At 64.2% G+C, this 20,938-nt stretch carries 10 protein-coding genes; 4 read left to right on the forward strand and 6 right to left on the reverse strand.

The window, feature by feature from the left end:
- Positions 1-2 precede the first annotated feature (2 nt).
- The 3 genes from RUGAMON1_RS07390 to RUGAMON1_RS07400 all read right to left on the reverse strand — a co-directional run bounded on the left by RUGAMON1_RS07390 (position 3) and on the right by RUGAMON1_RS07400 (position 4,781).
- Positions 3-1,694, reverse strand: coding sequence for an alpha-amylase family glycosyl hydrolase (locus tag RUGAMON1_RS07390; protein ID WP_445229897.1), 1,692 nt, complete (start codon positions 1,692-1,694; stop codon positions 3-5).
- A 22-nt stretch (positions 1,695-1,716) separates the two neighbouring features.
- Positions 1,717-3,351 (reverse strand): alpha-D-glucose phosphate-specific phosphoglucomutase, encoded by a 1,635-nt coding sequence (locus RUGAMON1_RS07395; protein WP_445229898.1) that lies wholly within the window; start codon positions 3,349-3,351, stop codon positions 1,717-1,719.
- Between the two features lie 101 nt (positions 3,352-3,452).
- On the reverse strand, positions 3,453-4,781 hold the full coding sequence (locus RUGAMON1_RS07400; RefSeq protein ID WP_445229899.1) for an MFS transporter: 1,329 nt from the start codon (positions 4,779-4,781) through the stop codon (positions 3,453-3,455).
- Between the two features lie 177 nt (positions 4,782-4,958).
- On the opposite strand from RUGAMON1_RS07400, the gene RUGAMON1_RS07405 reads away from it, so the two are divergent.
- Both RUGAMON1_RS07405 and RUGAMON1_RS07410 read left to right on the forward strand, forming a co-directional pair.
- Positions 4,959-7,406, forward strand: coding sequence for a glycoside hydrolase family 31 protein (locus RUGAMON1_RS07405; protein WP_445229900.1), 2,448 nt, complete (start codon positions 4,959-4,961; stop codon positions 7,404-7,406).
- 70 nt (positions 7,407-7,476) lie between these two features.
- Positions 7,477-9,312, forward strand: a complete 1,836-nt coding sequence (locus tag RUGAMON1_RS07410; protein ID WP_445229901.1) for a M2 family metallopeptidase — start codon at positions 7,477-7,479, stop codon at positions 9,310-9,312.
- A gap of 84 nt (positions 9,313-9,396) precedes the next feature.
- Here RUGAMON1_RS07410 and RUGAMON1_RS07415 read toward each other — a convergent pair whose 3' ends face one another.
- On the reverse strand, positions 9,397-10,947 hold the full coding sequence (locus tag RUGAMON1_RS07415; protein WP_445229902.1) for a tryptophan halogenase family protein: 1,551 nt from the start codon (positions 10,945-10,947) through the stop codon (positions 9,397-9,399).
- A gap of 98 nt (positions 10,948-11,045) precedes the next feature.
- On the reverse strand, positions 11,046-13,766 hold the full coding sequence (locus RUGAMON1_RS07420; RefSeq protein ID WP_445229903.1) for a TonB-dependent receptor: 2,721 nt from the start codon (positions 13,764-13,766) through the stop codon (positions 11,046-11,048).
- Between the two features lie 471 nt (positions 13,767-14,237).
- Between RUGAMON1_RS07420 and RUGAMON1_RS07425 the strand changes: the two genes are divergently transcribed.
- Together RUGAMON1_RS07425 and RUGAMON1_RS07430 are read left to right on the forward strand one after the other, a co-directional pair.
- A complete protein-coding gene (locus tag RUGAMON1_RS07425) occupies positions 14,238-16,088 on the forward strand; it encodes a glycoside hydrolase family 13 protein (protein WP_445229904.1) in 1,851 nt (616 codons plus the stop codon).
- Positions 16,085-19,438: an alpha/beta hydrolase-fold protein gene (locus RUGAMON1_RS07430; protein WP_445229905.1), complete on the forward strand. Its 3,354-nt coding sequence runs from the start codon at positions 16,085-16,087 to the stop codon at positions 19,436-19,438. Before RUGAMON1_RS07425 ends, RUGAMON1_RS07430 begins: the two co-directional genes overlap by 4 nt.
- Here RUGAMON1_RS07430 and RUGAMON1_RS07435 read toward each other — a convergent pair.
- Positions 19,422-20,927 (reverse strand): putative bifunctional diguanylate cyclase/phosphodiesterase, encoded by a 1,506-nt coding sequence (locus RUGAMON1_RS07435; RefSeq protein WP_445229906.1) that lies wholly within the window; start codon positions 20,925-20,927, stop codon positions 19,422-19,424. The two genes, RUGAMON1_RS07430 and RUGAMON1_RS07435, sit on opposite strands and share 17 nt — an antisense overlap.
- Positions 20,928-20,938: the final 11 nt, after the last annotated feature.

Here is a 20,938-nt window from a genome sequence, read left to right on the forward strand (position 1 = left end):
GCTTACTCCTGCCCGATCAAGACGACCGCGTTCTTCGTACCGAAGTTGACGCTGCCGCCTTTCACGACGGCAGTCTTGCCGGAGTAGTAGTCCTTGACCTTCTGGCCGTTGGCAAACACGCCGTGCAGATTGATGCTGGCGGGTTTGTCGGTCGGCTGGTCCAGCGCGACGACAACCTTGTCGTGCAGGGCGCCCTTGTCGTAGGTGCGCTTGAAGACGTAAGGCTTCGCTTGCAGCTGCTGGTGCACGCCCGCGCCCACCGACACGTGATCCTTGCGGAACAGGCCGATCTTGGCCCAGTGCGCGCGCACGTCGGCGATCTTGTAGCCATCGCGCTGCACATTCCGCTCCAGCTCATCCCAGTTCATGAAGGAACGCAGCTTGGCGTCGCCCACCGCTTCGGCCACGTCCAGCTTGCGCGCGGTTTCGTCGCCGTAGTAGATCTGTGCCGCGCCGGGCGCCAGCAGCAGCTTGTTCGCACTTTCGAAAGGCTTCTTGCGCGACGCATCAAACGGCTTGTCGTAGTCGTGCGAGTCCAGATAGTTCAGCACCGAGTAGCCGTCCAGCGCACCGCCGTGCAGGATATTCGAATAGCTGCTGAACAGCGGCTCGTAATCCTTCTCCGCGTCGTAAATCAGCCCGAAATTGATCAGGCTATTGAAGCCGCTCTGATAGTAATTGGCACTCGTCCCGCCACCCAGGTCGAACACCTGGCCGTGCGCGATGTTGTAGTTGTAGACTTCCGCCGTCGAATAGAACTTGTCGTCGCTGAGCTTCTTGTCGGGATTAGCGCGTTTCCAGTCCTCGAAGGCTGCGGCGGCCACGGTGTTCAACTCCTTCCATACCTTGGCCTCGACGTGCTTGACGGTGTCGGCACGGAAGCCGTCGACGCCGTACTTGCGCACCCAGTCCGAATGCCATTTCATCAGGTAGTAGCGCGGTGCGCGCGGATAGCCGGTGCGGGCGAAGAACTCGTTCAACTCCTTCACCTCCTTCTCGAAGCGCCCTTCGCGCTGCCACTTCGCGGCCAGCTTCTCCGGCAGTTCGACCGGCGTATCGCTGTCGGTGCGGAAGTCCGGCAGGTTCTTCACCAGCGTGCATTCGATGGTGGTCTTGGCGTCCTTGTAGGTGCACTGCGGGCCGGTGCGCACCCAGTCGTCCGGCCAGGCATAGTCGGTCTCCGTCACAGGGCCGGTCTGGTTCATCACCACATCCAGCAGCACGCGGATGCCGTGCGCGTGCGCGGCGTCGACCAGATTGCGGAAGTCGTTTTCCGTCCCCAGGTTGGCGTCGACGGCGGTGAAGTCGGCGGCCCAGTAGCCGTGGAAGCCGTAGGACTTGCCGGTGCCTTCATCGGTGCCTTCGTGGATCTGCTCCACCGGCGGCGAGACCCAGATCGCGCTGACGCCCAGGCTGTCGAAATAACCTTCGTTGATCTTGTTGGTGATGCCGGCCAGGTCGCCGCCCATGTAGCCTCGCAGCGGAGCGGCGTCCGCCTTGCGGCCGTAGGCGAGGTCGTTGCCGATGTAGGCGTTGTTGAAGCGGTCGGTCAGCACGAGATAGATTGTGGCGTTCTCCCACAAGAATGGCTTGCGCGCCGCCTGCTTGGCGGTTGGTGCGGCGATCGCGGTCGGGCCAACTGTAGCCGCGCCCAGCGCCAGCGCCAAAGTCATTGCAAGGGGAGTCAATTTCATGCTGTCTTCCTTTATCTAAGTTTTATGTGATGACGGTCGGACGCGCGCGTCCGGTCCATCCGGTGATGCCGCCAACCTGTTCGGCGATGAGTATCAATGCGGATAAGGCCTGCTGGGTGGGCAGGTGGTGGTAGGCCGGATCGGCTTCGTAGCGCTCCAGGTAGACGCGTAGGGTCGCGCCCTCGGTGCCGGTGCCGGACAGCCGGAACACGATGCGCGAGCCGTTGGTCATGACGATGCGTATGCCCTGCTGCGTGGCGACCGAGCCGTCGACCGGATCGGTGTAGGAAAAATCGTCGGCGAAATCGACGACGTAATGGCCGCCCAGGTCCTGCCCCGCCAGCGTGGCCAGCTTGATGCGCAGGGAAGCCATCAGCTCATTGGCGGCGTCGGCTTCCACGCCTTCATAGTCGTGGCGCGAATAGTAGTTGCGGCCGAAGCGCGCCCAGTGTTCTCCCAACAGCTGCTCCACCGATTTGCCGCTGGCGGCCAGCAGGTTGAGCCAGAATAGCACGGCCCACAGGCCGTCCTTCTCGCGGATGTGGTCCGAGCCGGTGCCGTAGCTCTCCTCGCCGCACAGCGTGGCCTTGCCCGCGTCCAGCAGCGTGCCGAAGAACTTCCAGCCGGTCGGCGTTTCGTAACACGGGATGCCCAGCGCATCGGCCACGCGGTCGGCCGCGCGCGAGGTCGGCATCGAGCGGGCGATGCCTTTCAGGCCGGCGCGGTAGCCCGGCGCCACGGCCGCATGGGCGGCCAGCACGGCCAGGCTGTCGGACGGCGTGACATCGAAATTGCGGCCGACGATCATATTGCGGTCGCCGTCGCCGTCGGAGGCGGCGCCCAAGTCGGGCGCGTCGTCCGCCGCCATGATGGCGATCAGCTGCGCGGCGTTGACGGGGTTGGGGTCCGGGTGGTGGCCGCCGAAATCCTCCAGCGGCACGCCGTTGATGACGGTGCCGGCCGGCGCGCCCAGCATGCCTTCGAGGATGGCGCTGGCGTAAGGACCGGAGACCGCGTGCATGCCGTCGAAGCACATGCGGAAGCCGCCTCCGAACAAGGCCTTGATGGCGTCGAAGTCGAACAAGCGTTGCATCAACTCCGCGTAGTCGGCGACCGGATCGATCACCTCCACGTCCATCTGCTCGATGCGCGATACGCCGAGGCGATCGATGTCGATGGCTGGCGCGTCGCTGATGCGGTACTGCGTAATGCTTTCGGTGCGATGGTAGATCGCCTCGGTCACGCTCTCCGGCGCGGGGCCGCCGGCGGCGATGTTGTACTTGATGCCGAAGTCGCCATCCGGTCCGCCCGGATTGTGGCTGGCCGACAGCACCAGGCCGCCCAACGCGCCGTGCTTGCGGATCACGCAGCTGACGGCGGGCGTCGACAGGATGCCGCCCTGCCCCACCAGCACCTTGGCAAAGCCGTGCGCCGCCGCCATGTGCAGGATGGTCTGCACCGCATCACGGTTGTGGAAGCGGCCGTCGCCGCCCAGCACCAGCGTTTTACCGGCGCAGTCGCCCAGCGTGTCGAACACGCTTTGGACGAAGTTTTCGAGATAGGAAGGCTGCCGGAAGATGGTGACTTTTTTCCGCAGGCCCGAGGTCCCCGGCCGCTGGCCAGGGAAAGGTTTGGTTGCTACAGTTTGTATGCTCATGTTCGCTCCGCACAGGTAAAGGACAGTATTCGCAACCCCTGTTGTACCTGTTCCGGCAAACGGGTGGCGCGCGAATACGTGGTCAAGCGAACAATCCTACATCAGTGCCCGACCGGTTCGGCGTTGTCGCGGACGGCCAAGGTCAGCACGCCCGCCACCGCCATGCACACGCCGCCCAGCATCAGGGTCTTGACGGTGTGGCCGGCAAACCAGTGCTTGGTGACGAAGCCCAGCAGCACGCCGCTGACGATCTGCGGAATCGTGATGAAGAAGTTGAACACGCCCATGTAGTAGCCCATGCGCTTGGCGGGCAGCGCGCCGGCCAGGATCGCGTACGGCATGGTCAGGATGCTGGCCCAGGCGATGCCGACACCGATCATCGGCACGAACAGCAGGTTCAAATCATGGATGGCGTAGATGCTGAACAGGCTGACGCCGCCGATCAGCAGGCAGCTCATGTGCACGAATTTGCGGCTGGTCTTGCGCGCGAAAATCGGCAGGATGAAGGCGGCCAGCGCGGCGACGCCGCTGTAGACCGCGAACATCACGCCAACCCGGTTGCCCGCTTCCTGGAACGCCACCGATTGCGCGTCGGTGGTGCCGAAGACGTTTTCGCCGATGGCGGAGGTGGTGTAGATCCACATCGCGAACAACGCGATCCAGGAGAAGAACTGCACCGCGGCCAGTTGCACCATGGTCTTCGGCATATTGGTGAAGCCGCCCATGATCTCCTTGAACGCGTGGCCCAGGCCCTTGGTGCGGCGCTGCTCGGCGCGGAAGGCTTCCATGTCTTCGGGCGGCGTTTCCTTGGCGGTGAGGATGGTCCACAACACAGCCAGGAAGTAGATGGCGCCGCCGGCATAGAACGAGTAACGTACCGTGTCGGGAATCGCGCCGTTGACCGGCACGTTGCTCACGCCGAGGAAGTCGGCGAAGATGGTCGGCAGCAGCGAGGCGATCACCGCGCCCCAGCCGATGAAGAAGGTCTGCATCGCGAAGCCGGCGGTCTGCTGCGAGGATCCCAGCTTGTCGCCGACGAAGGCGCGGAACGGTTCCATCGAGACGTTGATGGCGCCATCCATCAGCCACAGGACGACGACCGCCATCCACAGCGCGGTGGAATTAGGCATCAGGAACAGCGCGATCGACGCCAGCAAGGCGCCGATGAAGAAGAACGGACGGCGGCGGCCCCAGGTCGGATGCCAGGTGTTGTCGCTCAGGTAGCCGATAATCGGCTGTACCAGCAGGCCGGTGACCGGCGCCGCCAGCCAGAACAGGGAGAGGTCGTCGGGATTGGCGCCCAGCGTGGAAAATATCCGGCTGGTGTTGGCATTTTGCAGCGCAAAGCCGAACTGGATGCCGAAAAAGCCGAAGCTCATGTTCCACAACTGCCAAAACGACAGTATGGGCTTGCTGCTGGAAGATTGCATGCTGCGTGTCCCCGACTATTTCTAAAATTTGTAGCAAAATAACACGCTGCCTGACACGTGTCAATTGAAAGAGTTTCCCAGTAAAATAAAGGAAACAAGCCATCCCAAGGACAGTATTTTGTAGTCAAATGTAGCCAAACAACAAAATCATAACCACCTCTGAGACCACACACTTACATGAAAAGCAATTCCATCGCCAAACTTGCGGCCGTGTTGCCGCTAATGGTAGTCAGCCAGGCCGGCCAGGCGCAGAACGCCGACCGTAAATTCGACAGCGCCACCCGCAATGGCGGCCAGCTGGAAGTCCATACCAGCGACGGCCGCTACGTCATCAAGCCCTACTCCGCCGGCATCGTCGAAACCACCTTCGTGCCGAACGGCGAACAAATCGATCCGGCCTCGCACGCGGTGGTATTGGCGCCGGCCGCCGTCCGCACCACGCTGACCACAAAGGTCAACAGCATCGAATATGCCACACCCGGCATCGTCGTCACGATTAACAAGTCGCCGTTCCAGATTTCGTATGCCTACAAGGGCAAGCGCCTGGTCGCCGAGAAGCACGGCTACGTCAAGTTCAAGGACGACGTGGCCACCGGCAGCAAGGATATCAACAAGGGCGAGGCGCGCGAGCTGGAAGGCATCGAGTTCGCGCTGGACAAGGACGAGGCCTTGTACGGCGCCGGCGAGCGCGCGGTCGGCATGAACCGCCGCGGCCACCGCTTCACCCTGTACAACAAGGCGCACTACGGCTACGACGACAAGTCCGAACAGATGGGCTACGCGATGCCGGTCGCGCTGTCGTCGAAGATGTACGCGCTCCACTTCGACAATCCGCAAACCGGCTACCTCGACTTCGACAGCAAGAACAACGACAGCCTGACCTACGAAACCATCGGCGGCCGCAAGACCTACCAGGTGATCGCGGGCGACAGCTGGGAAGACGTGGTGGGCAACTACACCAGCCTGACCGGCAAACAACCGCTGCCGCCGCGCTGGGCCTTCGGCAATTTCGCGATGCGCTTCGGCTACCGCACCGAGGCCGTCGCGCGCGACACCGTCAACAAATTCATCGCCGACGACATTCCGCTCGACGCCATCGTGTTCGACCTGTTCTGGTTCGGCAAGGAGATCAAGGGCACGATGGGCAACCTGGCGTGGGACAAGGACAGCTTCCCCAACGCCACCGGCATGATCGCCGACTTCCAGAAGAAAGGCGTGCAGACGGTGGTGATCACCGAGCCGTTCATTCTCGACACTTCCGCCAAGTGGCAGGAAGCGGTCGACAAGAAGGTGCTGGCCACGGACGCCAGCGGCGCGCCGCTGGCCTACGACTTCTACTTCGGCCACACGGGACTGATCGACATCTTCGGCAAGCCGGGCAAGGACTGGTTCTGGAACATCTACAAAGGCCTGCGCGAGCAGGGCGTGACCGGCGTATGGGGCGACCTGGGCGAACCGGAAGTGCACCCGACCGCCATGCGCCACGCCACCGGCAGCGCCGACCAGGTGCACAACATCTACGGCCACCAATGGGCGCGGCTGGTGGCGGAAGGCTATCAGCAGGACTTCCCGACCGAGCGTCCGTTCATCCTGATGCGCGCCGGCTACTCGGGCACGCAGCGCTACGGCATCATCCCTTGGTCCGGCGATGTCAACCGGGGTTGGGGCGGTTTGCAGGCGCAGCCCGAGATCTCGCTGCAAATGGGGATGCAGGGCGCGGGCTATATGCACTCGGACCTGGGCGGCTTCGCCAACCCGGTGCTGGACAACGAGCTGTACACGCGCTGGTTGCAATATGGCGTGTTCCAGCCGATCTTCCGTCCGCACGCGCAGGACGAGGTGCCGCCGGAGCCGGTCTACCGCGAAGACCGCACCAAGGCGCTGGCGCGCGAGGCCATCCGCCTGCGCTATCGCCTGCTGCCGTATAACTACACGCTGGGCTTCGACAACAACCAGAAAGGTCTGCCGCTGATGCGCCCCATGCTGTACGAGGAGCCGGGCAACGCCAAGGTGCGCGCGATGTCGTCGACCTACTTGTGGGGCAAGGACTTCCTCGTCACGCCGGTGCTCAAGCAGGGCGCGACCACGGCGGACGTCTACTTCCCCGCGCGCAGCGCATGGTTCGATTTCTACAGCGGCGAGAAGCACGCCGGCGGCGCCACCGAAGCGGTGAAGCTCAGCGCCGACCACGTGCCGGTCTACGTGCGCGCCGGCGCCTTCATCCCGATGGTCAAGGTGGTGCAGACCACGCGCGACTATTCGACCAAGCACATCGACCTGCACTACTACCACGACGCCTCGGTCGGCGCCGGCGCCGGCAAGCTGTATGACGACGACGGCAGCACCGCGCAAGCCTACGAACAGGGCAAGTACGAGCTGCTGCACTTCGCCAGCAAGCTGCAAGGCCGCAGCCTGTCGCTGCGCATCGAGTCCGAAGTGGGCAAGCAGTACCAGCGCCCCGAGCGCAGCATCGCGCTGCAAGTGCATAACGTGACGGCCCACCCGTCGCTGGTGCGCGTCGACGGCAAACCGGTCATCTTCGTCTGGGACGAAGCGGCCAAGGTGCTGAACATCGCGCTGCCGGCCAGCAGCCAGGCCGGCCGGAGCGTCGCCATCACCCTGTAAGCGTGTATCATTGCTGGCCATCGAATCGCCTGGTTCGATGGCCAACAAGACCATACACGGAGATAGGGAGATGCCAGTGTCACCAAAAATCATCAGCACGCTGTTCGCGCTCAGCGCCATGACAGCCGCCAGCACTACCGTGCTAGCCGCCCCCGCAAAAAAACCCACCGTCGCCGAAGCCGAGCGCTTCCTGGCCGACACCGAAGAGCACCTCAATAAGCTGAACAACGAACAGGCCAAAGGCGCCTGGGTCGGCTCCAACTTCATCACCGACGACACGGAAGCCATCGCCTCCTTCTTCGCCGAACGCTACCTGACGGCGGCCGGCGAAGCGGCCATCGCGGCGCGCCGTTTCAACGGCTTGAAGCTGCCGGCCGAATCGGCCCGCAAGCTGATGCTGTTGCAGCAGACGCTGGTCTTCGCCGACGCCAAGGAGCGCGAACAGTACGCGCAATTGCAGGCGGCGATGAACGGCGCCTACGGCAAAGCCAAGTACTGCCCGAAGAAGCCCGACGGCACCGCCGACGCCTGCATGGCGCTGGGCGAAATGGAAAAGGTCCTGGCCAAGAGCCGCGACGAGGCCAAGCTGAAGGAAATGTGGCTGGGCTGGCACGCGCAATCGCCGTCCTACAAGCAGAAATACACCGAATACGTGGCGCTGTCGAACAAGGGCGCCAAGCAGATGGGCTTTGCCGATACCGGCGCCATGTGGCGCGCGCAGTACGACATGCCGCCGGAAGCCTTCTCCGCCGAGATGGAGCGCCTGTGGCAGCAGGTCAAGCCGCTGTACGATGCGCTGCACACCTACACCCGCTACAAGCTGCGCCAGACCTACGGTCCGGACGTGGTGCCGCTGACCGGCCCGATTCCTTCCCATCTGTTCGGGAATATGTGGAGCCAGAGCTGGAACAACCTGTATCCGCTGCTGAAGCCGGCGACGGGCGCCAGCAGTTTTGACCTGAGCAAGGTGCTGGAAGACCGCAAGACCGACGCCAAGCAGATGACGCAATACGCCGAGCGTTTCTACACCTCGCTGGGCATGCAGAAGCTGCCGGAATCGTTCTGGGAACGCTCGCTGCTGACCAAGCCGCGCGACCGCGACGTGGTGTGCCACGCCTCCGCCTGGCCGCTGAACGAGAAGGACGACGTCCGCATCAAGATGTGCATCACGCCGACGGCGGAAGACTTCACCACGATCCATCACGAGCTGGGTCACGTCTACTACTTCCTCAACTACACCAAGCAGCCCTACCTGTTCCGCAACGGCGCCAACGACGGCTTCCATGAAGCCATCGGCGACACGGTCGCGCTGTCGATCACGCCGAGCTATCTGCAAAAGGTCGGCCTGATGGACCAGGCGCCGGATGCCGACGCCGACATCGGCCAGCTGCTGGAGCGCGCGCTGAGCAAGGTCGCGATCCTGCCGTTCGCCTACTCGGTGGACAAGTGGCGCTGGGACGTCTACTCCGGCAAGACCAAGCCGGCCGACTACGACAAGAGCTGGTGGCAGCTGCGCGAGCAGTACATGGGCATGAAGCGGCCTGCGGCCATCGACGGCAGCGGCGCGGGCTTCGACGCCGGCGCCAAGTACCACGTGGCGGCGGACGTGCCGTATGCGCGCTACTTCCTGGCCGATATGCTGCAGTTCCAGTTCCACCGCGCGCTGTGCCGCGAGGCCGGCTACACCGGTCCGCTGCACCGCTGCTCGGTGTACGACAACGCCAAGGCCGGCGCCAAGCTGCAGCAGATGCTGGCGATGGGCGCGAGCAAGCCGTGGCCGGAAGCGCTGAAGGCGATTTCGGGCGAGGACAAGATCGACGGCGGCGCGCTGCTCGACTACTTCGCGCCGCTGAAAACCTGGCTCGATACGCAGAACGCCGCCTTCGCTGCGGCTGAGAAGAAGTAAGGTCACCCCGCACGGCGACACAGGGGTCAGACCCCGTACGGGGTCTGACCCCAAGCGCAAGCCTCGGGGTTCGCCGCTTACGCGCTAGCGCACGCCGTAGTTAGGGCGTTTCATATTCATCGCCGCCGCCTGGCAGTGGGCGGCGATGAAGTCTTCATGGTTCGGCATCTTGCCGGCGCAGTTCTCCACCACGGTCTTGATGGTGCGCAGATGCGCTTCGATCTGCTCCTGCGGATACAGGTCCACCAACGGATGATAGGACTGCGGCCGCAAGCCCTGCCCCAGCATCACCTGCAACCAGCTCACCGACGCAAACATCTCGTCCTTCTCGCGGTAGAAGCGGCCGTGCTGCTTGAACAGGTCCATCTTCTGCTTCAGGCTTTCCGGCACCTCCATCGTACGGCAGTAGTTCCAGAACGGCGTGTCGTCGCGCTCCGTCGCGTGGTAGTGCAGCACCAGGAAGTCGCGGATCTTGTCGACCTCGAAATGCGCCTGGCGATTGAACTCGTCGATATTGTCCTGGTTGAAATCGCGGTCCGGGAAAAAGCTCATCAGGCGCGCGATGGTCGACTGGATCAGGTGGATGCTGGTCGATTCCAGCGGCTCCATGAAGCCGCTGGCCAGGCCGATCGCCACCACGTTCTTGTTCCAGAATTTCTTGCGCTTGCCGGTGACGAAGCGCAGCGGCTTGGGCTCGGCCAACGGCGCGCCGTCCAGGTTGGCCATCAACTGCGCGGTGGCCTCGTCGTCGCTGATGTATTTGCTCGAATAGACATGGCCATTGCCGATGCGGTGCTGCAGCGGAATGCGCCACTGCCAGCCGGCCGTGCGCGCGGTGGCGCGCGTGTACGGCGTGATCGGCCCGGTCGACTCGCACGGCACCGCCAGCGCGCGGTCGCACGGCAGCCAGTGGGTCCAGTCCTCGTAGCCGGTCTTCAAGGCTCCTTCGATCAGCAGGCCGCGGAAGCCCGAGCAATCGATGAACAGGTCCGCTTCGATGCGTTCGCCGTTCTCCATCATGATCGCCGCCACATGGCCGTCGCCTTCGCGCACGATGACGTCGGCCACCTTGCCCTCGGTGCGGACCACGCCACGCGCCTCGGCGAACTTGCGCAGATACTTGGCATACAGGCCGGCGTCGAACTGGAAGGCGTGGGCGATGTGCGACACCGGCGAATTGCCCGCATCGACCGCGCGCATGAATTTGTTCTGCGGCGCCGCCACCGCCGCCAGCGAATAGGCGCCGAAGTCCGGCGCCAGCCCGGCCTGGTGCAGCTTGAGCCAGTAGTGGTGGAACTCGACCAGCCCCATATCCAGGCCGATGCTGCCGAAGGTGTGGATGTAGTTCTCGCCCAGCTTGCCCCAGTTGACGAACTGGATGCCCAGCTTGAAGGTGCCCTGGGTCTCGCGCAGGAAATCGTCTTCGTCGATGCCGAGCGCCTGGTTGAACAATTTGATCTGCGGGATGGTGGCCTCCCCCACGCCGACGGTGGAAATCTCGTCCGATTCGACCAGGCGCACCTGGTAGTGGCCGCCCAGCAGTTTGGACATGGCCGCCGCCGTCATCCAGCCGGCGGTGCCGCCGCCGACGATCAGGATTTGCTTGATGCGGCGATCCGCTTGGTTTTGCTGCATTTTTGGTCTCCAGCTTTTTATGTTGTCCGATATTGTGCACGAAAAAAAACACCCCCTGCCGGCTTCTGCTGACAGGGGGTGTTTTGGACCGGACTGAATTACATCTTGTAGTTCAGGCCCAGCAGCATGGTGCGGCCGTACTTGGTGTACTCGCCAGGCACTTTCAGGTTGCCGTTGCTCAGGATGGTCTGGTATGCGGCATCGTTCGCGTTGATCACCTGGAACAGCAGCGACAGGCCTTTGTACTGGCCTTCCTTGAACTCGTAACCGAGCTGGAAGTCCACTTGCGCCGCGCCCTTGATGTCGGTGAAGGTGCGATCGGCGCCGAAGCCGGTCACTTCGCCACGGAAGTTGGAACGCTCGCTGCGGGTCACACGCGCCGAGTAGCCGGACTTCTCGTAGAACACCTGCACATTCGACACGGTGCGCGACAGGCCTGGCAGTGCGCCGGTGGTGCCTGGACCGTCAGGGGCGATCTCGCTCTTGGTGCGGGAGATCGAACCGGTGGCGCCGAAGCCTTCCAGGCCGGTCCACAGGACCTTGCCGTCGATCGAACCGGACAGCTCCACACCTTTGATCGAACCGCCGGTGCCGTTGGCTGGCTGGGTCAGGGTACCGATGTTCGATTTCGGGGTCAGGCCATCGTTAGGATAGCTGGTGAAGTCGAACGGCAGGACCTGGTCGTAGATGTAGGTCTTGAGCTTCTTGTAGAAGGTCGCGGCGCTGAAGTAGGTGCTCTTGTCGAAGTACTTCTCGTACGTCAAGTCGATCGCGTTGGCGCGCCATGGCTTCAGGTTAGGATTGCCGCCGCTACCGGTCCACAGCAGCTTGGTGGTGTCGACCGAAGCGCTCGACGATGCGCGCAGCTGGTCCAGACGTGGACGGGCCATCGTCTTGCCCAGGCCGAAGCGCACGTGCTGCTCGCTGCCCAGGTCGAAGTTCAAGTTCAGGCTAGGCAGGAAGTCGTTGTACGACGTGCCTTCTTCCGCGGTCTTCGGCTTGTTCAGGTTGCTGGTGTCGACGTTGAACGCGCTCGAGCTCTGGTTGGTGTGGATCATCTGTACACCGAAGTTACCTTTGACAGGCACACCCCAGGTGTCGTCGATGCCGACCTTGGCGTAGGCGGTCGAGACTTTCTCGCTGACCAGCCAGTCCTTGTTGTAGATGTCCTGGTGAATCTTAGGCGTCAGCGTGTACACGCTGTTGAGTGCGCCCATGATGTCGTAGGACATGATGCCAGGGATGCCGGCGAAGCCCAGCGAGGTCGGATCCTGGATCAGGTTGGCAGGCACGGCGATCGGTGCGCGGCCGTTCTTCAGGTTGACCAGCATCTCCGCCGATTGACGGGTCTTGTCGCGCTTGGTGAAGTTGACGCCCACGTCCAGGTTGCTGAACATGCCGTCCAGGCTGCGCTTGGCCGAGAAACGGGCCGATTTCAGCTTGTCGGTCACTTGCGGATACTTGACGTAGCCGTCCTGGCCCCAGCCGCCCGAATCGCTCAGCTTGACGACCGCCGGATTGGCGTAGTTCAGGCCGGTGGTCACTTGCGGCAGGCCGGTCTGGTTGTCGCGCACGATCTTGGCGGTGTCGGTGGTCGATGCGCCGGAATAGGTCTCCAGGATCATGTCCTGACGGTCGGCCTTCGAGTAGCTGAAGTCGGCGATGCCGGTCCAGTCTTCGTTCATGCGCAGCTTGTTGTTCCAGCCGAACGCGAACAGCTTGTCGCGGTTGGTGTTCAGGTCGTTACGCAGCACAGGCTTGATGCCGCCGACGGTCGCGCTCTGCAGCACCTGGGTGCCGCCGTAGCTGGCGAAGACCGGGTTGGCGTAGGTCAGGTCGCCCATCCAGTTGCCGGTGCCGAACTGCATGCCGCGGATGGTGGTGTCGGAATTGAATTTCGAGTAGTAGGTGTCGACCATCGACTGGAAGTCGCGGGTCGGTTTCCATTGCAGCACTGCCATCAGGCCGTCGCGGGTCTGCTTGGTCGAGCCGGCGTCGATTTCGTTGCCGGAGTTGGCCAGGCCGGTGGTGCTGCCGGTCTTGGGATCGATGCCATAGCCCCAGCTGCTCCACTTCTGGTACTGGCCAGGGGAGTCCAGGCGGGCGTAGCCCAGCGCCACACCCAGCGTGCGGTTGGCGAACTGGTCGATGTAGATACCGCTCAGGCGATAGCCCTTGTCATGGTAGCCGGCGTTTTGCTTGCCGATCGAGTTCTTCTCGCCGCGCACGTTGATCGCCATGGTGCGGCCCGGGAATTCCAGCGGACGCACGGTTTGCAGGTCGACGGTGCCCGACAGGCCCTGGCCGACCAGCGATGCGTCGGGGGTCTTGTAGACCACGGCGCCGTTGATCAGTTCCGATGGATACTGATCGTACTCGACGCTGCGGTTGTCGCCGGTGGACGCCTGCTCACGACCATTGAGGGTGGTGGTCGAGAAGTCTGGCGCCAGGCCGCGGATGCTCAGCACCTGGGCACGGCCGGCCACGCGTTGCGCGGCCACACCCGGCAGGCGCGACAGCGATTCGGCGATCGACACGTCCGGCAGCTTGCCGATGTCTTCAGCGGAGATCGCTTCAACGATGGATTCGGAGTTCTTCTTGACGGAGATAGCGTCTTCGATACCGCGGCGGATACCGGACACTTTCACCGTTTGGATGACAGGCGCGTCGGCGGCCTGGCCGGCGGTCGCGTCTTGCGCGTAGGACGAGCCGGAAATGGCGGACAACAGCAATGCACAGCCGGCTGCTACCGGGCTCAACTTAAAAGCAACACTAGTCGGAGCCGAGTTGGCGCCGCGCTGGTTGGCGGAATTCATCATCAAATGTCCCCTCACTCATCTAAAAATATACCCGCGACAACTACAGCCTGCTCTCGCACCATCGACTACACGGGTTCCAAGGATTGCAAACGTTCTAAAAGACGTTCTACGAAGAATTTTGTACTAAAACTAGATTCGGTGTCAATCAAACTTCAGTCGCGCTACGCCCTCAGAGGGCCGCCAGCCCTTGCCTGCCCTGCGAAAACGCCAATCCCGTTGTATTTCGGCTACAGCCGACCGCCCCTAGCCATGTAGTGGAACTACATTTTTTGATGGAATACCACTTTACTTCGTAGCATTTCCAACGTCGGGCCGGCAAAAAGATTATCTCAAGAGTAATTTTTAGAAAAATGCAGCGGATGAATGTATTAATACTAGAAATGCTCATTTGATGCGCCCTCTCTTTCATAGTATTCTCGACGAGAAATTCACAAAAGAACACCTGTAGTCCGACTACTAAACGGAGACCTCATGCACAAAACCCTCGCCGCCGCGCTGCTGTCCGCGCTGCCGTTCATCGCCCACGCCGACACCTACCGCATCGACCACATGGACCCGCCGCTGTGGTGGGCCGGCATGCACAACAGTTCGCTGCAACTGATGGTGCACGGGCCGCAGATCGCCGACCTGGAGCCGGCCCTGGCCTACCCCGGCGTGCGCATCGCCTCGGTGGCGCGGGTCGCCAACCGCAACTACCTGTTCATCAACCTGGAAATCGCCCCCGACGCGGCGCCCGGCGCGCTCGACCTGGTGTTCAAGCGCGGCAGCCAGTCCGTCCACTACAACTACAAATTGCTGGCGCGGGCCGCCGGCTCGGCCCAGCGCAGCGGCTTCAATAGCAGCGACGCCATCTATCAGGTGATGCCGGACCGCTTTGCCAACGGCGATCCGTCCAACGACAACGCGGCCGGCATGACGGAACGCGCCGACCGCGCAGCGCCCTCCGGCCGCCACGGCGGCGACCTGCGCGGCATGGCCGACCATCTGGACTACATCGCCGCCATGGGCTTCACCACGGTCTGGCCGACGCCGCTGCTGGAATCGAACTCGTCGGCGTACTCCTATCATGGCTACGCGACGACCGACCACTACCGCATCGACCCGCGCTACGGCAGCAACGAGGACTACCGCAACTTTGTCGCGCAGGCGCGCGCCAGGGGCCTGGGCGTGATCCAGGACGTGGTGCTCAACCACATCGGCGACAAGCACTGGTGGATGCAGGACATGCCGACACCGGACTGGCTGACCTACCACGGAAAGTTCGTGCCGACCGAGCACCACCGGGTGGCGCTGCAAGATCCTTACGCCTCGGACGAGGACAAGCGCAACTTCACCGAGGGCTGGTTTGTCGAAGGCATGCCGGACCTGAACCAGGCCAACCCCTACCTGGCGACCTACCTGATCCAGAACGACATCTGGTGGATCGAGTACGCGGGCCTGTCCGGCCTGCGGGTCGACACCTACGGTTATTCCAACACCGAATTCCTCAGCCGCTGGTCCGGCAGCATGATGGCCGAGTATCCGAAGCTGAACCTGGTGGGCGAGGAATGGACGCCGCTGATACCGGTGGTCGCGCACTGGCAGGAGGGCAAGCAGAATTTCAACGGCTATGTCTCGCACATGCCGAGCATGATGGACTTCCCGCTGACCTACACCATGCGCCGCGCGCTGGCCGCGCCCGACGGCGCCGAGCAGGGCCTGACCAATCTGTACGAAACGCTGTCGCAAGACTATCTGTATCCGAACGCCGGCAACCTGGTGCTGTTCGAGGGTAACCACGACGTCTCGCGCATCTACAGCGAGCTCAATGCGGACGACAATCTGTTCCGCATGGCGATGGCCTTCGTGGCGACGGCGCCGCGCATCCCGCAGTTCTATGCCGGCACCGAGATCCAGATGACCAGCACCATCAAGGATCGCGACGACGCCTCCTACCGCCGCGACTTCCCCGGCGGCTGGCGCGGCGACGCCGTCAACGCCTTCACCGGCGCGGGCCTGACGGCGCAGCAGGCGGCCGCGCAGGCGTACGTGAAGAAGCTGTTCAACTGGCGCAAGGGTGCGTCGGTGATCCATCACGGGAAGATGATGCACTACGGTCCCGAGCACAATACCTACGTCTACTTCCGCTACGACGGCGCCAAAAAAGTCATGGTAGCCTTGAACAAGAACAGCACCGACACCGTGCTGAAAACCGCGCGCTTCCACGAGATGCTGAGCGGCGTGCGCGCCGGCGTGGACGTCATCAGCGGCAAGCGCGTGTCGCTGGATGGCGAAGTCACCTTGCCCGCGCGCTCGGCGCTGATACTGGAGATCGAACAATGAGCTTCGCCCGCCGCCGCTTCGGCGCCCTGTCGCTGCTGGCCCTGCCCGCCATGGCGGCTGCCGCCACCACGCTGAGCACCAGCTATCCGACCTGGGACGGCAAGCAGGAGACCGTGCGCTACACCACGCCGGACGCCGGCGCCGCGCTGCGCAGCTACACCCAATCGACCACCATGCGCGTGCGCGACAGCGGCAAGCAGGAGATCAGCTACGTCGAAGCGCAGGGACAGCCGTCGGTCCGCAGCGGCAACCTGGCCTTCGACGCCCTGTTCACGCTGGCCGGCCTGGAGATGAAGCAGGATTCGGTCGGCGAGATCCGCGACGGCAGCTACAACGGCGGCAACGCCATCCCCTGCAACTGCTTCGAGACCGGCGAGTTGTGGCACTACGTGTGGACGCGCGACCTGTCCTACGCGGCCTCGCTGGGACTGGGCATGCTGGACCCGCGCCGCGTGCGCAATTCGCTGGAGTTCAAACTGTCCGGCTATCGCGACGGCGTGCAGCCCGGCGCGCATGTCGCCGGCAGCGCCGACGGTTTGCAGATCATCCAGGACACCGGCAGCGGCGGCAGCTGGCCGGTCAGCACGGACCGCGTCAGCTGGGCCTTCGGCGCCGAGGAAGCACTGAAGGCGTTGGCCCCGGACGAGCGCAAGGTCTTCGCGGCGACCGCCTTGCGCGCCCTCTCCAACACGCTGGAAAACGACAGGCTGGCCGTCTACGATGCGGTCGATGGCTTGTACAACGGCGAGGAATCCTTCCTCGACTGGCGCGAGCAAAGCTACGCAGGCTGGATCGCCGGCGACCTGGCCAGCATGGCGACGTCGAAGGCCTTGTCCACCAACGCCGGCCACTACAAGGCGCTGACGCTGGCGGCGCAGCTGGCCAGGGAACAAGGCAACGCGGCGCTGGCCGACAAATACGCGGCATGGGCGGCGGACCTGAAGCGCGCCATCAACCAGCGCCTGTGGCAGGCCGACGCCGGCATGTACAGCAGCCTGACGGCCGGCCATTTCGACGGCGCGGCGATGTATAAATACGACTGGCTGGGACAAGCGCTGGCGATCGTCACCGGCATCGCCGACCGCAAGCAGGCCGAGAGCATTCTCGCGCATTACCCGCATGGTCCGCTGGGCGCGCCGGTGATCTGGCCGCAGCAGCCCGGCGTGGCGATTTATCACAACCGCGCCATGTGGCCGTTCGTGACGGCCTACGGTTTGAAGGCTGCGGCGCTGACCGGCAACGTCGCCGTCGCCGACGCGGCCTACGATACGCTGATGCGCGGCGCGGCGCTCAACCTGTCGAACATGGAAAACCTGGAATGGCTGTCCGGCCAGCCGATGCTGAAGGACAAGCAGGCGCAGGGTGACTTGAGCGGGCCGGTGGTGGATTCGCGGCGGCAGTTGTGGTCCGTCGGCGCCTACCTGGGCATGGTGGTGGGCGACGTGTTCGGCGTGCAGACCACCAATGACGGTATCGCACTGCGTCCGTTCGTGACGGCCAAGCTGCGGCGCGAGGCGTTTGCCGGCAGCGACGCCGTCACGCTGAACAATCTCGCGCTGCGCGGCAAGCGCTTGCAGGTGCGCCTGTCGCTGCCGCCGGCCGTGCGCGGCGACGGCTACTACGAAGTCGATGCGGTGACGCTGAACGGCAAACCTGCCGCGGCGACGCTGGCCTGGCCCGAACTGGCGGCGGACAACGTCATCGAGATCCGTCTCGGCAAGCTGGTCGCCGGGCAGCAGGCCAGGCGCAGCGTCGGCGCGCAGCCCCTGGCGCAGGATCCCGCGGTGTACGCGCCGCCGGAGCCGCGCATCGTCAAGCTGGAACGCGGCACCTACGATTTCCCCACGCTGCACCTTGAAGGCGCCGGCAAGGGTGTGGTCTACAACATCTACCGCAACGGCAAGCTGGCCACGCAGCGCGTGAGCGCCAGGACCTGGGCCGACCGCCGCGCGCCACTGCTGGTCAAAGGCGAGAACGACAACCTGTGTTACTCGGTGGAGGCGATGTTCACCGGCTCCGGCAACCGCAGCCACCACAGCGCGCCGGTGTGCCTGAACGGCGGCGCGGAAATCGCCGCCGGCGATGCGCGCGTGCAGTCCAGCGTGGCCGCCGCCGATGGCCGCATCGCCGGCTGGGGCGCGCCGTCCGACACCTTCGCGGTGCAGGACATCAGGGTCGAGCGCGAAGGCAGCTACGCCTTGCAGCTCAAGTACCGCAACACCGCGCACCAGGTCAACCTGGGCATCAGCGGCGGCGTGAAGTGGATGACGCTCAAGGATGGCGACGGCGGCATCGCCGCGCAAGGCGTGGTGCAGTTGCCGCATTCGCCATCCAACGCCGGGCCGTCGTGGTCGACGCCTTTGAAGGCCGTGCTCAAGGCGGGCAGCTACCGCTTGGAGCTCAGCGATTTCTACAACATGAGCTACCTGAAAAGTAACACCAGCTACGCCGACGCGGGCGGCGTCAAGGGACCGTCGAACCGCTTCGATATCCACGGCGTCCGCATCATGCCGCTGGCGCGTGGCGCGGCGACCGGTTCTGTGGCTAGTTCTGCGGCCAGCCCTGCCGCGTCGCCTATTCCGGCCTTGCCGCCGGCCGGCACGCTACGCATTGTCGAGCAGTTCGCCTCGCCGCAGCTGGGCAACCAGCGCAGCCTGCGCATCTACCTGCCGCCCGGCTATGACGCCCATCCGCAGCAGCGCTATCCGGTGCTCTACATGCACGACGGCCAGAACCTGTTCGACGCCGCCACCGCGGCCTACGGCGCCGCCTGGGAAATGGGCAGCACCATGGACCGCCTGATCGCCGACGGCGCCGTCGCGCCGGCCATCGTGGTCGGCATCGACAACACCAAGGACCGCATCGCCGAGTACACGCCCTGCTGCGATCCGCAATACGGCGGCGGCAAGCTCGACGCCTACATGGCCTTCATCGTCGATACCGTCAAGCCGTGGGCCGACGCCCATCTGCGCACGCTGCCGGACCGCGAACACACCGCCATCATGGGTTCTTCGCTGGGCGGCATCGCCTCGGTCTACATCGCCCAGCAGCGCCCGCAAGTGTTCTCCCGGGCGGCGGGCGTGTCGAGTTCGTTCTGGTGGAATCAGGGCGAGCTGATCGCCAAGGCGCCGGCGCGCCTGCCGGTCAAGTTCTACCTCGACGCCGGCACCGACAGCGACGGCCTGGAGGACACGCTGAAAATGCGCGACGCCATGCTGGCCCGCGGCTACCGCTTGAATGAAGACCTGCTGTTCTACGCCGCCGATGCCGCCATCCACAACGAGCGCTCCTGGGCGGCGCGCGTGCAACGGCCGCTGGCCTGGTTCTTCCCCGCTAACCGGCAGCAATAATCGACGCCTGCTGCCGCCGGCGGTTCACCAGCAGCGCCTCCAGCTCCTCCGGCGAGACGGCGGCGCTCAGGCAGAAGCCGAAGGCCTCGTCGCAGCCCATCGCGGCCAGCTGGGCCAGCTGGTCGCCGGTTTCCACGCCGCCGGCGATCACCTGCATGTTCAGCGTATGCGCCATCGCGATGATGGCGCGCACCATCGCCCCCTCGTCCGCCACCCGGCCGTCGCTGTGGCGGTCGGTGCTCTGCCGGGCCGCGCGGCGCAGGTCGTCGATGAAGGATTTATTGATCTTCACCAGGTCCACCGGGAAGCGCCGCAGGTAGTTCAACGACGCATAGCCGGTGCCGAAATCGCTGATCGAGATGCGCACGCCCAGCTGTTTGAACTGACGCAGCACGGCTTCGCAATTCTGGTTCTTGTCGATCAGCATGCCCTCGGTGATTTCCAGTTCGACGTAGCGCCCCGGCAGCCCGGTCTGGTGCAGGATCTCGGCCAAGCTGCGGGCGATATCCTTCTGGTAGAACTGGCGCGGCGACAGGTGCACCGACACCGTCAGCGGATGGCCCAGTTCCATCCAGCGCCGCGCCTGCGCGGCGGCGGTCGCCAGCACCCACGCGCCCACCGGCAGGATCAGCGCGCTGTCCTCCAGCACCGGCAGGAAGTCCGGCGGCATCACCAGGCCCAGCTCCGGGTGGCGCCAGCGCAGCAGCGCCTTGACGCCGGTGATCTTCTGCTCGTTCAGATTCAGTTTGGGCTGGTAGGTCAGCACGAATTCGTCATGCTCCAGCGCGTGGCGCAACGCGGTCTCCAGCACCACCCGCGAATACGCCTTGGCCTGCATGCTGGGCACGAAGCGCAGCCCGGCGCCCTTGCCGCGCTGCTTGGCCGCGTACATCGCCAGGTCGGCCTTCTCGAGCAGCGCTTCGATATCGAGGTCGTCGTCCGGATAGACGGCGATGCCGATGCTGGCCGCCACCGCCAGCGTCTCGCCATGCACCAGGAACGGCGCGGCGATCGCGGCGTTGATCTTGTCGGCCACCTGCTGCGCATCGGCGGCGGCGCGCAATTCGGTCAGCAGCACGATGAACTCGTCGCCGCCCTGGCGCGCCACCGTGTCCACCTCGCGCACGCACTGGCGCAGACGCTGCGCGAACTGCACCAGCACCTGGTCGCCGGCGTCATGGCCTAGATTGTCGTTGATGGACTTGAAGTGGTCGATGTCGACAAACAGCACCGCCAGCAGGCTGCCGTGGCGGCGCGCGTAGGCGATGCCGTGCTCCAGTTGCAGCTGGCACTGCAGGCGGTTGGGCAGGCCGGTCAGGCTGTCGTGGTGGGCGATGTGGTCCAGCCGCATTTCCGCCTCGCGGTGGGTCTCCAGCGCCGATTGCAGCTGCGCGCAGCGGACACGCAGGGTGCGGACCCGCAGTTCGCCGTACCACAGCGCCAGCAGGCTGAGTGCGATGCCGGCCAGTACCGGCAATAGGCTGTTCATGCTGTCCCTCT

The sequence above is a fragment of the Duganella rhizosphaerae genome, from assembly GCF_040364205.1.
GTDB lineage: Bacteria > Pseudomonadota > Gammaproteobacteria > Burkholderiales > Burkholderiaceae_D > Rugamonas > Rugamonas rhizosphaerae.

What these genes read in the sequence shown, in the direction of transcription:
- RUGAMON1_RS07390 (WP_445229897.1), bottom strand. Translation starts at nt 1,694, where the DNA reads ATGAAATTGACTCCCCTTGCAATGACTTTGGCGCTGGCGCTGGGCGCG.
- RUGAMON1_RS07395 (WP_445229898.1), bottom strand. Translation starts at nt 3,351, where the DNA reads ATGAGCATACAAACTGTAGCAACCAAACCTTTCCCTGGCCAGCGGCCG.
- RUGAMON1_RS07400 (WP_445229899.1), bottom strand. Translation starts at nt 4,781, where the DNA reads ATGCAATCTTCCAGCAGCAAGCCCATACTGTCGTTTTGGCAGTTGTGG.
- RUGAMON1_RS07405 (WP_445229900.1), top strand. Translation starts at nt 4,959, where the DNA reads ATGAAAAGCAATTCCATCGCCAAACTTGCGGCCGTGTTGCCGCTAATG.
- RUGAMON1_RS07410 (WP_445229901.1), top strand. Translation starts at nt 7,477, where the DNA reads ATGCCAGTGTCACCAAAAATCATCAGCACGCTGTTCGCGCTCAGCGCC.
- RUGAMON1_RS07415 (WP_445229902.1), bottom strand. Translation starts at nt 10,947, where the DNA reads ATGCAGCAAAACCAAGCGGATCGCCGCATCAAGCAAATCCTGATCGTC.
- RUGAMON1_RS07420 (WP_445229903.1), bottom strand. Translation starts at nt 13,766, where the DNA reads ATGATGAATTCCGCCAACCAGCGCGGCGCCAACTCGGCTCCGACTAGT.
- RUGAMON1_RS07425 (WP_445229904.1), top strand. Translation starts at nt 14,238, where the DNA reads ATGCACAAAACCCTCGCCGCCGCGCTGCTGTCCGCGCTGCCGTTCATC.
- RUGAMON1_RS07430 (WP_445229905.1), top strand. Translation starts at nt 16,085, where the DNA reads ATGAGCTTCGCCCGCCGCCGCTTCGGCGCCCTGTCGCTGCTGGCCCTG.
- RUGAMON1_RS07435 (WP_445229906.1), bottom strand. Translation starts at nt 20,927, where the DNA reads ATGAACAGCCTATTGCCGGTACTGGCCGGCATCGCACTCAGCCTGCTG.